This window comes from Parazoarcus sp. PS-13 R2A (assembly GCF_057621855.1).
In genome coordinates this window covers 135,604-150,193 of record NZ_JBYEXN010000002.1, presented here as the reverse complement: position 1 = coordinate 150,193, position 14,590 = coordinate 135,604, and the positions used below count along the sequence as shown (strand labels likewise).

Below are 14,590 nucleotides of genomic sequence, written 5' to 3'. Positions count from 1 at the left end.
CTAACGTTATAAATCACCGGACGGCAAATGTTCAGCTTTGTCCAACGCCTGCCCACCGACCTGGGTCGGACCTTCATCGCCGCGAGGCAGGGGCAGGCGTCGAACAAAGCTGAACAGAAACTTCGCGAAACACACAATAACAATGCAGGACAAGCAGCAGTCGCCGGCTTTGCGAGGCGATGCGACCAATCTGGCAGACATCTTATAAGCATACCGCCTCGCCCGGACGACCGCTATCCGGATTGGGTGACCAGTGACCGCTTGTGGCCGATATCGGCCGCTCACAGTGTCATTAACTCCGTATCGAGATGCCCCCAAACCTCCCCACCCTCAATGACCCTTATAAATCGCCCTGCACAGAACCCATCAGGGAATAGTGTCGTGTCATCACCCATACGATGGGCGCTCGCTTGCCCTACGCGGCTTTGTCCGGACGCGAGTTCCGCTGGTGCGTTTAGCAGATAGGCGTCGTCCCGCAGTGCAATCAGCACCTCCTCAAGCGACACCTTGAGAAACCCATCGAAGCGCTCGTGATCGCACTCGATTGAGGTGTCGACGATCCACCCGTGAATCAATGGCGCCACGACCATTTCTTCCAAGCCAAGTCTGGTTGCAAGCTCAGATGCTGCTTCTAGCTCCCGCTCGACGGCAGCGACCTTTAGTCGCAGTTGCTTGCCAGCCTTTCGCAGCGTTGTCGTCTCGTGCAACCACGCATCGCGCTGTGATCTGCGCAGATAGCTGGACTTGACTTCCATGACAATCACGACGCCGTCACGGGAACAAATCAGGTCTACTTCGCCCGCATCAACATTACCGGCAGTTGGCGGATGCCAGTTCGCCGCAACCCTGAAACCCTTGTCGCTCAACAACTGTCCGAGTCGTTCCTCGATTCGTCCCGTTTCTGCTCGTGCCTCTGCCCTGCGCGCACCAAGACGACGCAGATTGTTGATCGCCGCGGTGCTGTTGTTCTGCATACCCACGATCCAAGGCAACTGAACCAGTACTTGGCCCTGCTTGATGAAGGGGCGCTCAAATAGCTCCGGCTTAAGGAGCGCCTCGCCACTTCGAAGGCGCTTTCCAGCGGCGACCCAGTCGCTTGTCCAAAAATCAAGGATCGCCCCGGCCATCTGCGGATTACCCCTTGGGGCTTCCGCAGTCACGGTCCAGCCTACGATATTGGCGATCTTCGCTGCCCGGTCTGACCATGTGAGCGGGAAGCGAATCTGAAGCCCCTCAACCAAGCCATTGAAGGCTAACTGGTTGAGAGCCTGAAGCCAATTCCCGGTTTCTCCGAGATGACCAATGAAGGCCGCGAGAAAATCACGCTTAAAGAAGGCTGAGGTCAGTTCAAGGGACAGCAAGGCCTGAAATAAATCGACCCGAGCGCCAGATTCGGCAGTCACCCATGCCTCAAGTCCATACACCTCTGTGAGTCGTAAGCGGGTTCGAATTGCGTGGATATAGGCAAGCTGATTGGCTTCATGGTTTTCAGGGCGTCCCATCCGCCTTTCAGCCAGGCCAGACACAACAAACTCATCCAGCGCACGATGAAACCAGTACTGATGGAGGAGTTCGAGCTTTGCTCCGTCCCGCCACCATGCAGCCCGGCGGTTGGCGTCGACCTCATCGATTTCCAGATGACCGCCTCGCCGGACAAACCTGATGCTGTCGTCGTAGCTGAATGCATCTGCCGAGCGTGAAACGAAGCTGTTCAACTCCACTTGATCCAATAGCAAGCACTCAAATGCTCCGCGCAGATCATGCCTTGCCGCTTTTGGCGAGCGCGACGGGAAGATGAACGGTATCAAGTGCTCGGAGACCGAGGCTTCAATACGCTCGTCGGTCATCGTCAGCGCCCACTCGGGAGCCGTTTCGAGCTTCCAGCACAACAGGTCGTTTATCGCGTCCCAAGTTTCCTGCGTGGAGATGTCCTCGTCAGTCCCCGTACCGACCAACAACCGCGGCACCATGTGCTCGAACGCGTACAAGCTCGCGTAGATCAACATGTCGAACGGTAGAATTTCGTCCAACACACGCTTACCCAATTCAACTGCCTTGAGCCGTTGTTTGTAGGCGAGATCAAAGATGTCGAGGATTCGGCACAGTTCGGCGATAGCCGGTGACGAAGGCGCCACCCCATCGAGTTCTTTGCGTCGCGCCGAATGCTGACGTAGCACAAGGCCAGAATAGCGAACGGCATTACAGACAGCGTCGGGGACCGATACCGCGAGCCGAGCGATCAGTGCGAAGTTGGCTACCCGCTCTTGCGCGAAGTAACGTGCCAATGCCAACGTGAAGACACTGGACCTCCACGATTCGGCCGGTATCGCATCAACGAGGTGGCTGCTCCAGAATGCTTGATGCCGATCAGCGGTCGTAAGTCGCGTTTTCTTGCTCGGCGACCGAGGCTTGCCATCAAGATAGTCTTCAACAACCGCGAGCGCTGCGAGTTCCGGCGCCAGCCCTTGCTCGCACAAGCGCGCATAGCGGTTGTCATACACGCTGGTTGCGTCTTGCCGATTTTTCATGGTCTTCGTCATATCAAGCGCTTGCTTGCACCGTCGATTTTCGCATTGGCAACTTGCCACGACACTTTGGATAGTTGCTACAGCCCCAGAATCGGCCCCGTGCGCTTTCGCGTGCGACCATCTTGACGCCGCAACTGGGGCAGGTCGGCGTCGTCCAATCACCCTCTGTCGCAAACGCAAGTAGCTGCTGACGACTCGCCTCAGGTAGCCGTACAAGCATCGCCAGAAAGAGCTTGCCGTCGAGTAGCGTTATCCGATTTTCGGTGGCAAAGGTGCGGGCCTCGTCAGTGAAGCCGTTCGGCGCCATAAAGAACGCCTTCTCAACTTTCTCGTGCGCCATCACGCCTCGCAGTTCTCGCACGGCTTTGACGCCAACGGCCTCCTTCCATGCCTTGCATTGCACGACTGCGGTGCAGCGGGTCAAATCAGTAGCGTCCTGAAAGAGCCGAATGTCGACACCCCCATCCGGCCCAAGTCGCGTTGTATCGGCGCGGATCCCCTTGACGCGATAGAACTCGCAGCACAGATCCTCGAAACGCTTCCATTCAACTCGGTCGATGACTTCCAGCGACCACACCGTCGGCTTCGCATCCGGTGATGGCGCACTGGGTGATGACCTGACCCGAGCAAGTAATGCTTTATCCCGAGCGGTCAATGGCGGGCTGCTGACGGAACGTGGTTCAACACGTTGCACCGATGCAGCGGTCTTTTTTTCAGACTCGGTCGACGGCGAAGCACGCTGCACCTGAAAGCGAATGAGCGAAATACCCGCGAACACCAATGCCATCCCCCAGGACAGCGTTGTCAGCAAATCCATCAACGGAACGAATACTGACTTCCCACCTAGAAAGGCGGGGATCACGATAACAGCAAAGATAACGCACACGATCGCAGCACAACCTGAAAGCCTCCAGTCAGAGGTCATTGCAAGCTCTATCAATCCGGGGGCGCGACGGGATCTACGGGAACGATGGCTCATGGTCGAATTATGCCCAAGTCAAGTTTGTAAGACAGAGGAATTACTTGTCATCAGAACGGCGATCAGCTGTGCCGACAGAGATAGTCGTCACTGGCAGCAGCCTCGATTTCAGTCAGTGACTTCAGAAATCGGTCCAATTGCGAATGGCAGTCAGGTCCTCGAACCTGTCGCGTTTCTGCGATCCCGAAGTAGACGCAAGCCAACCCTGCGGTGCGAGCAAAATCTGACAGGGCTGCGTCGTATTCACTCGTAAGACCTGTTGGACGGCTGCGGCCAAAGGTCACCAGGCATGTTTCGTGACCGTGCGGATGCCTGCGGAGGAACGCGGTCACACCGAGCAGCTCGTATCGCTGTGGTTCTGGATAAGACTGCGCAACGAAGGCCAGCCGCTTTACGGGATCCTCCGGGATTAGACCAAGAGCGGGATGAAACACCAGCGGCCCCCAATCTCCGCTGGACTGAACATCTTCAATGTTGGCAGAAACCTGCGTGCCCCCGGTGTCCATTCGGGGGGAAAGCCCGCGCTCAGCGGCAGCCATGGCGTACTGCTTTGCCAATGCTGCACTCTCCGCTCGCAGTCTCTGCCTCACGGCCGCTTCATCGGGGTGATAGGCCCATCGCCGAACCCCTGCATCGTTTTTCAATGCTTGCTCGAGGGCTACCAATGTCCATCCGCCCCGCCGATATATCCCTGACAGGTCAAACTCGAGTGTCGATACATCATGAAGCTCAAGTCGTCCGCGCTTCAAATCATCAATCTCGTGCGTCACGGCCACTTCGCACCATACCTGTTCGCTATCCGCATGCAGGACAACATCAGGACGTACCCGTCCGCGCCCCCAATAGCTTGCGCCACCGTGATCATCAGGCAACTCGCTGGACGCGATCGACACGACCCGCCCAGGTATAGAAGCTTGGCGACCAGCCTCTTCGACCAGAAGAGCCGGGAGCTCAATGGTTTGCCAGCCTGCAATAATCTGACGAGCAGCGGCATGCAGCGCACTCTCAACGCCCCCTTCACATACACCCGTCACCCGATCGGCTGCGTAGTGGGCAAAGTGATGTCGATTCTTCCTGCCCTTTTTGGCCTGTAGCGTGGCTCCGCAGTGGGCGCAGACACAGTCACATGCCAAACCTCTTGCGACCGTCGTGATATCAACCATGCGACCCGTCCTGCGAGATAGGGCAAAATCCAGTCCTTCGTCATTTTTCATTTGGATGCTCCATGCGTGTAGAAGACGCACCCATGCTCGACGTCGAGCACCAAACAATCGAGGGAAGACTGCGGGAAGAGTCTGGAAAGACTTCGGAAAACACTGAATCTAAAATGCTTTCTTCCCATGCGGTGCTACTTGCGCAAGCAGCCGAGGTGGGCGCGCAGGCTGCATCAGGAAGCCGCGAAAGTGGCTGGAAAGGCGACTGGCTGGTGCTGCTGCAGGCCCTTTGCCAACTGACTGCAAAGCAAGCTGAAGCGGGAGACCCATCCCCGTCGTTTACGGCCGAGCGACTTCGGGAAGAGATCGCAGAAATACTCAGCGGGCCGGAGGCTCAGTGGTGGACGGGTGACACCGACAACGCGAGAAAGAAATTTACCAACGCCTGGAAGGCACTTGAGAGCGATCTTGCACGTCTTGACCGTAACCTTCGCGGCCGCGCGATCAAGAGTGGAGTACCCGGACAGATCGCATTGAAGCCTCCCGCCCGGCTCGGCACCACCAATGCCATGGGCTACGGCTTAACCGCACTGCCGCTCGAACTGCCGGCGGCACCACCCGCCCCAGCACCCTTGCCGTCGGCGTCCGGTGAGAGAGTGGCCATGTCGACACGACTCGAGATCTCGTATCAAGAGGAAATGGAGGTCTATCCAGTTCCCGGACTGAAGCGACCGCTGAGAATTTCCCTCCCGGGCTGGCGCGGCGCACTCATCGCGACGCCTCTCATCGGAGCCCTCGCCATCGGTGGTCTTCTCGCGTGGTTCCTACTGACAATATGGCTATCAAACGAACCTCCGCGCGTCATCTTTAAATGGACCGTCATCACAACGCTCGTTGCAGGAATGGTGGCGTGGTTGTGCCATCCCTTCTACGCACTCATCAATGACAGAATTGTTCGTGCCCCCACGCTGCTTGAGACCACGCTCCCCTTAGGGCACGTACTCGTGCTGCGCCGAGAGAGCGAGGACCGCGTGCTTCGAATGGTGCGCTACACAGCCCAATGCCCAATCTGCGACGGAGAAGTCACGATTGAAAAGGGCAGGAGACAACACCGCGGACGACTGGTCGGAGAATGCAACCGCAATCCAGTGGAGCACACGTTCTCCTTCGACTTCATAACAGGTAAGGGGTGGCAGCTGTAGCAGGAAGAGTCAGCGCGCAGCCTCAACACTCAACGCATCTGCCGGATAGATCGTCAGCATCGCCCTCGCATCCTCCTCAGACTTGGCTCGCAGCCAATCGCCCCAGCGCTCATCCGGCAGAATCACCACCGAGCGCTTTTCGTCCTCGGGCTTGTGAAAGCGCTGCATGACGGGATCGCCATCCGCGTTGATGGTGAGCATCGACATTGACCACGTCGGAAGCCCAACGGCTTCCTCACGGCGAGCCCAGATCCCGGCGATGCCCATGGGCTTGCCATCGGCTCTGGCAATTCGCCAACGGACAGCCTTGCCCGATTCGTAACACGGTTCAAAGATCTCGCTTGCCGGAACGATGCACAGTTGTCCGCGTCGCCACGCGTCTCTGAACGAGGGCTTGTCGCCAACGGTCTCGGATCGGGCGTTGTAGGTGGACCGGACGATCTTGGCATCTTTCGCCCAGTTTGGCACCAGGCCAAAGGAGGCCGGCACCCACAGCCGCGCTGCGAAGTTGGTGACGATGGGCACGACCGAGCCGGGGTACGCCTCTCCGTACTCGAAGTCGGGTGGCGGCAGCGGATAAGCGGTCAGTGCTTCCGGGCTGGCGGGGCGGTAATTGGCACACATGGGCCAACATTACGCCCACAGCGCGTCACCGTGCCAGTGCCACCGGCAGCGCGTTCCAGTCCGTTGTCCATGCGGGCGACAACTGGTTTCTGCGCATCTGCCAGCGTTGATCCAGCCCGGTGACCAGGGGTTTTAAAGTCCCCCGCCCCCACCGGGTGTTGATCTGATCCATGACCAGCATCAGCGCCTCTGAACGCTCCGTCGTGTCCGACGCGGCAAAGAGGCTGCCCTGAATGCTGTGTTTTGGCCGCAGTTCGGAGAGCATCACGCCGGCTTTCTGATAGTCAAAGCCCGGCCGGTAGATCTCGGTCAGGATCAGGAGTGCCCAGCGGGTGAGCACCCGCGTGTCTGCACTGGGCTCAGGCAGCGGAATCGTGACCGCACGGTGATACTGCGGCTCCTTTGGTTTGAAGGGGTTGGTGCGGATAAAGACCTGCACCGCGCCGGCAACTGAGTGCTGGGCCCGAAGTTTTTCGGCGGCTTTGCTCATGTAGCTCGCGACCGCCTCCTTCAACTCGGGCAGTTCATGGACATACTGACCAAACGAGCGGCTGCTCATGATCTGCTGCTTCGCAGGCACCATCTCCTCCAGCGCGAGGCACGACGTCCCGCGTAGCTCGCGCACGGTGCGTTCAAGCACCACCGAGAACCGGGCGCGAATCGTTTCCGTATTGGCGGACCGAAGATCCTGAACCGTGAGGATTCGCATCTCTTCCAGCCGAGCCGTATTCTTGCGGCCGACACCCCACACCTCGGCAACAGGAATGCGGGCGAAAAGCGCTGCAAGCTCGCACTCGGTCATTACGGTGAAATCACATACCCCGGAAGCGCCCGCGAGATTCTTCTTCGCACAGTGATTGGCGAGCTTTGCCAGTGTTTTGGTGGGGCCGATGCCAACGCATACCGCCAGTCCAAGCCAGTCGTGGATGCGGCGACGGATCTCCTGACCATACACAGCGAGTCCCCCTTCGCGCAGCCCGCTGTAACCCGTGAGGTCGAGGAAGGACTCGTCGATCGAATAGACCTCAAGGCTGGAAGCGAACTGGCCAAGGACCTCGACGACGCGGTTGCTCATGTCGGCGTAGAGCGCATAGTTCGATGAGTACGCGATGATGCCCTCCTTCATCGCAAGCTCGCGCAGCTGGTGCCAGGGCGCCCCCATCGGCACCCCAATCGCCTTCGCCTCAGCCGAGCGCGCGACCACGCAACCATCGTTGTTCGAGAGCACGACAATCGGCTTTCCGGCGAGCGTCGGGTCAAACAGCTTCTCGCAGCTGGCGTAGAAGTTGTTGCAATCGACGAGCGCGAAGACCGGCTGCTCGATTCCACCGAAACCCACGGGCGTACTCACAGCATCCGCTTGAACTTGCCGACAACCACACCCCAGACGACAACCTCCATCTCCTGTGTCACGTCGATCGGCGGATAGGCAGGGTTCTCTGCAATCAGCGCGACGCGTTTGCCGCGTTTGTGGAGCCGCTTCACCAGGCGCTCACCATTCACGAAGGCCACAACGATGTGACCGTGCTGCGCCTCGACACTTTTATCGACCACAAGGATGTCACCATCGAAGATCTCCGCCCCCTGCATCGAATCCCCTTGGACCGGGAAAAAGAAGGTCGAAACGGCGTTACGGATGAGGTAGGTGTTGATGTCCAGACGCGACGCTTCATAGTCGGCGGCCGGCGACGGAAAACCTGCGGAAACTTTGACCGGATCGAGCGGAAGTTCGAGTACGGGCGCGTTCGGCAGCGGTACAAAAACACCGGGGCCGAGGCTGACCGGTGCGTCAAGCATGCGCGGGTTCCTCAGCGCGAATGGGCTGCTCGGCCTCATCTTGCGGTTCGGTCAGCAGCACCATCGAGCACTCGGGACACACGAAGCTGAGATGTCCATCGATGGTGGCTTGCTCAAGCTCGTCGCTACCAAGTGGAGTGTGGCAGGACGGACAGACGATACGGATCATGATGCGCTCCTTCTAATGCTGTATTTTTGTACAGCATCAGAAGTAAAGCAACCGGAACTCGGTAAAACTTGAGGTAACGGGCGCAGCGGCGATCAGATGAGACTTGTCCGCACGACGACTGGGCAGCTGACGGATTATCGGCCTATGCGGTCGTCCACTTTGCGCTGGCTGAGCGGCGGCAATCCTAGCTAAGCCGGCCGCACGTCCCTCAGCGAGGTCGAACAGCAGCTCCTCGAACCTGCGAACTCACCGTTTCGACCCGAAGCGGAAGTAGCGAATCTCGCCGCCTACGACAGCAATGCAGCGTTTGCGGACTGCGTGTAGAATTTTCTGGCGGGCCGGTCCCGGCACGTTACGCATTAGAGGGCTCAGACTCAAGCTATTCCAAATGACTGCTTTTGGCCGGGCGCGTTTTTGACGTTTGTTCGACTCTCAGGTGCGAAAATCCAGCATTGACTATCGCAGCGCGGCTCGGAGATACTCCACGTGGAGTCGTTGAAGTTCCTATCCGTCACGGCCACAGAGGACGACAATATTCTGCAATATGCCTCGGCACTCGAAGGGGCTTGCTCGTGACCGGCCCTCTCGAAATTGCCGCCAACCTGATCACCGCGGTGTCGATCCTGCTTGCTGGACGCAACAGCATTAACACGTGGTGGACCGGCATCATCGGATGCATCCTGTTCGGGTTATTGTTCTACGACGCCAATCTCTATGCCGATGTGGCCTTGCAGGTGTTTTTTCTGGTCACCAGCGCCACCGGTTGGTGGGCATGGCTGCACGGTAATCGCGGCAACCCGCTCCCGATCACTCACAGCGAACCCCGCTTGCTGCTGCTCGTTGTTCCAGCAGGCGCGCTGGTCACGGCCGCCTACGGCGCTCTTCTATTCCATTTCACCGATGCCTATGCGCCCTACGTCGACTCAGCCGTGCTGGTGTTCAGCGTCATCGCGCAGTTGATGCTGATGCGACGCAAGCTGGAAACCTGGATGTTCTGGCTGCTGGTCAATACCATTTCGGTGCCGCTCTTCGCCAGCCGCGAGCTTTACCTCACGGCCTTCCTGTACTCGGTGTATTGGGTCAATGCACTGGTGTCCTGGTTCGTTTGGAGCAAGTGCATGGCCGGTGCCAAGCAATCGCTCGCGAGCGTGCCGGTCCGCGGATGAATTCGCCGTTAAAATCCGGCTTGCTAAGCGACCCGAAACGGTTCCGATGCGGGCTCGTCGTCGGCAAGTTCTCGCCCCTGCATCGGGGCCACCAGTTCCTGATCGAACGTGCGCTGGCTGATTGTGACGAAGTACTGATCATTAGCTACACCGTGCCGGAGTTTTCGCGTTGCGAGGCTGCCGCACGGGAGCGTTGGCTGGCCAGCCTTTACCCGCAAACGCGGCGGCTGGTCATTGATCCGGCTGGCTTGGCCGATTTGTGCGTGCGCAGGGGTTTGGCGTTGCGAGACGTTCCGCATAACGACGCCGGCGACGAAGCGCACCGCCTATTCTGTGCCTGGCTTTGTCACGACGTGCTTAACGAACACCCTGACGCGGTATTCACCAGTGAAGACTACGGCGACGGGTTTGCTGCCGTCTTGAGTTGGTACTTCACGACGGCGACCGGGCGAGCGCAGACGGTTCGCCACGTCTGCGTCGACCGTGCCCGGGGTACCGTACCAGTTTCCGGAAGGGCGATGCGCGTAATGCCGGACGAGCATCACCGGTTTCTTTCGCCGATCGTGAATGCCGATTTCGTCGAACGGATTTGCCTTCTGGGTGGTGAATCGACTGGCAAGTCGGTGCTAGCCGAAGCTCTCGCAGCGGAGTTCAAGACGTCGTGGGTTCCCGAATACGGCCGCGAGCGATGGCTGGAAAAGGAAGGCCGGCTTGACTTCACCGACATGCTAGAGATTGGCCGCCGGCAGGTCGTTACCGAAGATGAGTTGGCCGGCACAGCGCGGCGCTGGCTGTTCTGCGATACCTCACCGCTGACCACCGCTCTTTACAGCAGCGACCTGTTTGGTCGGGTCGATGCAGAACTGCAACGACTGACCGATCGTGCCTACGACCGGATCTGGCTCTGCGCCCCGGATTTTCCGTTCGTTCAGGACGGCACCCGGCGCGACCCGGCCTTCCGCACCCGCCAACACGACTGGTATCTGGCCGAGCTGTCGAGACGTCGCCTGCCATTCTGGATCCTTTCGGGTAATCACCAGGACCGGCTTGGTCAGGCGAAGAAGCTCCTACTCAATGCTGCCGCACCAGAGGCCGACCTTTAACCCTGTAGGGGTGGTGTGGCCGGACTCCACATTCTGGATCTGGCCAGCACCCCTCCCTGCACGCCCTCTCCCTCCGCTTGCGGATCGTACGGCATTGACGTACGTTTCATGAGTGAGAACAGTTGCAGAAACCGCTATCTTCCAACGCTATGCCAGCGAAGTCAGGTCGGAAGTCGAGCGCATTGAGTTCATTAACTGGATTGCCGCCAATCCAGAAGCCGGCGACGTCATCCGGGGCAGTGGAGCCTACTCAAAACCCGGGGCGATTCAGCTCAGGGTCGAGCAGCGACGGACGCGTCCTCGGATTCGTCGCCGCAAAGCTGCCGTTGAAGGTTCGCTTCCCGAAAGCATTCACTGGCCAATGAGTCGTCTCTGCCCTGAAGAGACAGTCGTTTCCGCCGCGTTGCTGCGGCAGTTCATTAAGTAATGCTGCCGTCACGGGCGACTGCTCGATGTACGACCCGCACTTCTACTCCATGACGATTCCGCAGGACGTGCGCAAGTTCGCCGCTCAGCAGGGCATAGCGGCCGAGGCGCTCGCGCGCGCCGTCCACAATTTGCGAAAAATCGCCGGCCCGCCGGCCCGGCTCATTTAGGACCGGGCGGCTCCTTCATGAGCCGCAGCGCGATGCGCAAACCGAGCCAGAGATTAGCCAGCGCGAAGGTGGCGAGCACCAGCATGATCGCAAGGGGAAATTCGCGATTCTGCAGGAGCCAGGAGATCGCGGTGGAAAGCAGGTTGAGCGACACTAGCAGCCAGAACTGCGGGCTTTTCGGTTGGAAGAGTCGCGAGAGCTTCAAGCGGGCACTCCTTGCAGTGGCGAGCATGTCACGCCCGCCCACGCCCCATCAACTCTCGCTCTGCTGCATCCGCACGCTTTCGCTCGTCCTTCATCGCTGCCTTAAGTTCAGCGATTTCCGCACTCTGGCGCTCGAACGCCGATTGGAGCGCCTTCAGCTCGGCACGAACTGCAGCAAGGTCGCGTTCGGCAACACTTGCCTCATTGCGGAAATGTTTGACTTCAGCCTGGGCAGCCTCAAGCTCGGCTTCGAGCCGCGGCAGCACCTCAAGCTTCATTTCTGCGCGTGAAAGCGCCCTCCGTGCCACTTCGTGAGCATCGATTTCACGTGCAAGTGCGGCCTCCGCCTTGTTGACGATCGCGGTTGCGCGATCTTCTGCGGACTGCACGCGCTCAACTGCGTCTGCTTTCACCTGCAGGGCATGGGCTTTCATCTGCTCGATCTGACCTGCCTGCTGCTGGACTTGTGAACGCATGACTTCTAACTCTGCAACAAGTTCGGCTGCACGTTGTTCGGCTGCACGACCAGCTTCTGCGATCAGGTCTGCATCATCCTGCATCTCGGACAGTCTGACTTCGGCGTCGCGGGCGGCTTCAGCCGCGGCGGTTTTCACCTGTTCGGCGATAAGGGCCGCGATTCGTGGATCGATGGCCACTTGAGTCGCATGCATGGCGGGACGCCCCTCCCGCCACTTTTTTAGTAGCGGCGAAATCGAGTTCGGACTGCCACCAAGCAATGCGACGATTTTTCGCACGCTCGGCGTATCTCCTCGCCCCTCAATCTCTTCCGCAGCAGATGACACGGTCTCAAACGTGATGCGAGCGGCTGTCATGGCAGTCCTCCGGGAGTTTGATAACAGTTTAATTGATATCGTTACAAAATAACGTGATCTTTATTACGTTACGTAGCGAAGTCATTCACTGCTTACCAGGGGTGCTAATCACACTTCCGAAGGCCTGCCGCTTCATCGAGCTCCACAGTCAATGCCGGGCAGCGATCCTGCATCGCCCTCCCCCCAAGGCTCGCCCGTTCCGACCTCCGGCAGCAGTGGTGATTGCGCACGACCACAAGATCGACGTTATTGCCCGCAGGGGGCCATTGCACTTGTGAGGCACGGTGACATCGCGGGCGGTTCAGCGAATGACTACGCCGGCAAACCTGCAACCGCCACTCATACACGGACCACTGGGAATCGATTTGAAGGGGGCACGTTGCGATATGCACCAGTGCCTGTCGCAGGGCAGCGGATTAGGCTCATCGACACCGCCTCCATCGGGATTTCTGAGGCGCGTTCTCGCTGCAGATCCCCGCCAGGACCCAAGCTCGATTTGGCAACTGAGTGTAATGGCGTTCGTTCCGACACGAAAGCGTGACTTGCTCAGATCCTAAGCAACTCGCCTGGCTCACATCCAAGAGTGCGCGCTAGTTTCAGGATGTTGAGAACGGCAATGTTGCGTTTGCCGCGCTCGACCCCACCGAGATAGCTCCGTGCCAACCCGCTCTCAAGCGCGAGTTTTTCTTGCGACCAACCGCGTGCCTTTCTGATCTCCGTAAGGCGACGACCGAGATTGTGAAGATCTTCCTGCTGCTCTGGGGTGAGTGTTGACTTCATCCCGAGATACTAAGAATCCGACCTTTTTGCGGCCACGCTCTATGAGTGACATTCTATTATTCCATGACGTATATTTCAGTGTTTTCAAGGAGGTCCAGAAATGCCTTCATCTAATCCCCTCAGCCATCTTGATGACTCGGATCTACTCGAGTTGATGAGCCGCTATTACGCTGGAGAACGGGTCGCTACGCTGCTGCAGGAATTCAGTATTCAGTGCCCGGCCAGCCTGCTTTCGAGCTACTTCCCGCCCGAACCAACTCACGACACTTGCAGGCACTGCGGCGGCCCGATGGTAAGACCGCGACGTTCAAAGTCCTGGGGACGCGCTTCCGAGCTGATCTGCACCAAATGCGCCCACTCTGAGACTGCGCAGTGCAGATGCATCCACTGCCATGACGCCCGTTCTCGAGCCGCTGAAACGGAGTTGCAGCACCAGCAGTCGAAAGTTGTGCAGTTCTGTACGGAACGCTGGTCGTATCATGAAATCTACGTCGAGCCGCGTCAGCTTGCCGCCATTGATGCACTGGGGCTGATGAGTCTAGTGCGTTGCGGAGGATGGCTTGACGAGTGCAGCCTCGGACCAGTAGGAGCCTCTAGCATCCGACTCACTCCTGCAAAACCAGATTTCGACGAAGTTCTCGTCAGTCGACTGATCACCGCAGGCCTTGTGTCTCCCGACGCGCAATCGCCACTGCCGTCGTTCGCAGAAGAGGATGGAAAAATTGTGGGCTGGTATCCCGCGAGGGTACAGTGGCAATTACGGATGCCAGCCCCGGTCGAGTTTCTGAGCCAGCTTGAAGAGTTGGTCGCATCGTCGGCATGGCCTCAGGACTGGCATGTCGAATGCCGGGAAATGTGGCACGAACTGGCAGTAGCGGAGTGCTGGGAGTTCTGCGAATACACTCTCAGCACTCGGAATCTACCGATGCCCGGGGTTACCTCACTGACTAGCTTGCTCGAGAACTTGTTGCGCGACTTCTCGGTATCTCAGTGCTACCAACTCATCTGGACCAGCGCAAGCCGGACAACCGATTACCGAGTACGCAAAGGCATCACCGCCCATCACGCGGCCAACTATTTTGTTGGAGCGTGTCAGCGCCATGCAGACCGTGCGCGCGCGGAAGGATGGTCCATTAAGGGGCTTCGTCGGAATTATCAGATCGAGCGCTCACAAGCCAGTCACGTACTTCATGATGTGTTTCTGAAGCATGGGGAAGACGGATTTTTTTGCTGCCCGAACTCTAACTTTGGCACACACCTACGCCCCGGACTGTCAGGTACGTTTTGATGTTGCCTTTGCGGGCCTCAGAGCAGACCGACAGAGCAAGTGAGCTCAAAGCCAGTCTAGTTCTATTTTGTATCGTTCTGGGACCCTAACGATACAAAATAAGTGCGTTAAAACATAGCAAAAAAACGGCGCCTCACCGAAGGATCGGTGAGGCGCCGGGTAGTAAC

Annotated in this window: 16 protein-coding genes; 6 read left to right on the top strand and 10 right to left on the bottom strand. The window is 58.5% G+C overall.

The window, feature by feature from the left end:
* Positions 1 to 281: 281 nt before the first annotated feature.
* The 3 genes from AC22G6_RS02640 to AC22G6_RS02630 all read right to left on the bottom strand — a co-directional run bounded on the left by AC22G6_RS02640 (position 282) and on the right by AC22G6_RS02630 (position 4,721).
* Positions 282 to 2,540 carry a hypothetical protein gene (locus AC22G6_RS02640; RefSeq protein ID WP_487365495.1) on the bottom strand — a complete coding sequence of 753 codons (2,259 nt, stop codon included), beginning with the start codon at positions 2,538 to 2,540 and terminating at the stop codon, positions 282 to 284.
* Between the two features lies 1 nt (position 2,541).
* Positions 2,542 to 3,453 (bottom strand): restriction endonuclease, encoded by a 912-nt coding sequence (locus tag AC22G6_RS02635; RefSeq protein WP_487365494.1) that lies wholly within the window; start codon positions 3,451 to 3,453, stop codon positions 2,542 to 2,544.
* Positions 3,454 to 3,569: 116 nt separating this feature from the next.
* A complete protein-coding gene (locus AC22G6_RS02630; protein WP_487365493.1) occupies positions 3,570 to 4,721 on the bottom strand; it encodes a hypothetical protein in 1,152 nt (383 codons plus the stop codon).
* A 32-nt stretch (positions 4,722 to 4,753) separates the two neighbouring features.
* On the opposite strand from AC22G6_RS02630, the gene AC22G6_RS02625 reads away from it, so the two are divergent.
* Entirely contained in the window at positions 4,754 to 5,863 is a 1,110-nt protein-coding gene (locus AC22G6_RS02625; RefSeq protein WP_487365492.1) for a hypothetical protein, read from the top strand.
* A gap of 9 nt (positions 5,864 to 5,872) precedes the next feature.
* Here the strand turns inward: AC22G6_RS02625 and AC22G6_RS02620 are convergent, their stop codons facing one another.
* Genes AC22G6_RS02620 through AC22G6_RS02605 form a run of 4 tightly spaced genes read right to left on the bottom strand, consistent with a single transcriptional unit; the run spans position 5,873 to position 8,453 of the window.
* On the bottom strand, positions 5,873 to 6,487 hold the full coding sequence (locus tag AC22G6_RS02620; RefSeq protein ID WP_487365491.1) for an SOS response-associated peptidase: 615 nt from the start codon (positions 6,485 to 6,487) through the stop codon (positions 5,873 to 5,875).
* A 25-nt stretch (positions 6,488 to 6,512) separates the two neighbouring features.
* Complete coding sequence (locus tag AC22G6_RS02615; RefSeq protein WP_487365490.1) at positions 6,513 to 7,838, bottom strand: Y-family DNA polymerase; 1,326 nt, start codon at positions 7,836 to 7,838, stop codon at positions 6,513 to 6,515.
* Entirely contained in the window at positions 7,835 to 8,284 is a 450-nt protein-coding gene (locus AC22G6_RS02610) for a LexA family protein (RefSeq protein WP_487365489.1), read from the bottom strand. Before AC22G6_RS02610 ends, AC22G6_RS02615 begins: the two co-directional genes overlap by 4 nt.
* Positions 8,277 to 8,453 (bottom strand): hypothetical protein, encoded by a 177-nt coding sequence (locus AC22G6_RS02605; RefSeq protein ID WP_487365488.1) that lies wholly within the window; start codon positions 8,451 to 8,453, stop codon positions 8,277 to 8,279. Before AC22G6_RS02605 ends, AC22G6_RS02610 begins: the two co-directional genes overlap by 8 nt.
* A gap of 572 nt (positions 8,454 to 9,025) precedes the next feature.
* Between AC22G6_RS02605 and pnuC the strand changes: the two genes are divergently transcribed.
* From pnuC to AC22G6_RS02585, 4 genes are all read left to right on the top strand, one after another.
* On the top strand, positions 9,026 to 9,619 hold the full coding sequence (gene pnuC / locus AC22G6_RS02600) for a nicotinamide riboside transporter PnuC (protein ID WP_487365675.1): 594 nt from the start codon (positions 9,026 to 9,028) through the stop codon (positions 9,617 to 9,619).
* Entirely contained in the window at positions 9,616 to 10,722 is a 1,107-nt protein-coding gene (locus AC22G6_RS02595) for an AAA family ATPase (protein ID WP_487365487.1), read from the top strand. Before pnuC ends, AC22G6_RS02595 begins: the two co-directional genes overlap by 4 nt.
* A 112-nt stretch (positions 10,723 to 10,834) precedes the next feature.
* Positions 10,835 to 11,149 (top strand): hypothetical protein, encoded by a 315-nt coding sequence (locus tag AC22G6_RS02590; protein ID WP_487365486.1) that lies wholly within the window; start codon positions 10,835 to 10,837, stop codon positions 11,147 to 11,149.
* Between the two features lie 25 nt (positions 11,150 to 11,174).
* Positions 11,175 to 11,318, top strand: a complete 144-nt coding sequence (locus tag AC22G6_RS02585; protein ID WP_487365485.1) for a hypothetical protein — start codon at positions 11,175 to 11,177, stop codon at positions 11,316 to 11,318.
* On the opposite strand, the gene AC22G6_RS02580 is transcribed toward AC22G6_RS02585, so the two are convergent.
* The 3 genes from AC22G6_RS02580 to AC22G6_RS02570 all read right to left on the bottom strand — a co-directional run bounded on the left by AC22G6_RS02580 (position 11,311) and on the right by AC22G6_RS02570 (position 13,135).
* Positions 11,311 to 11,523, bottom strand: a complete 213-nt coding sequence (locus AC22G6_RS02580) for a hypothetical protein (protein WP_487365484.1) — start codon at positions 11,521 to 11,523, stop codon at positions 11,311 to 11,313. The two genes, AC22G6_RS02585 and AC22G6_RS02580, sit on opposite strands and share 8 nt — an antisense overlap.
* Positions 11,524 to 11,551: 28 nt before the next feature.
* The gene (locus AC22G6_RS02575) at positions 11,552 to 12,355 is read right to left on the bottom strand and encodes a DNA-binding protein (protein WP_487365483.1); all 804 of its coding nucleotides are present in this window, start codon (positions 12,353 to 12,355) and stop codon (positions 11,552 to 11,554) included.
* Between the two features lie 546 nt (positions 12,356 to 12,901).
* Positions 12,902 to 13,135, bottom strand: coding sequence for a helix-turn-helix domain-containing protein (locus tag AC22G6_RS02570; RefSeq protein ID WP_487365482.1), 234 nt, complete (start codon positions 13,133 to 13,135; stop codon positions 12,902 to 12,904).
* Positions 13,136 to 13,289: 154 nt separating this feature from the next.
* On the opposite strand from AC22G6_RS02570, the gene AC22G6_RS02565 reads away from it, so the two are divergent.
* Positions 13,290 to 14,423 carry a hypothetical protein gene (locus AC22G6_RS02565; protein ID WP_487365481.1) on the top strand — a complete coding sequence of 378 codons (1,134 nt, stop codon included), beginning with the start codon at positions 13,290 to 13,292 and terminating at the stop codon, positions 14,421 to 14,423.
* The last annotated feature ends 167 nt before the right edge of the window (positions 14,424 to 14,590 follow it).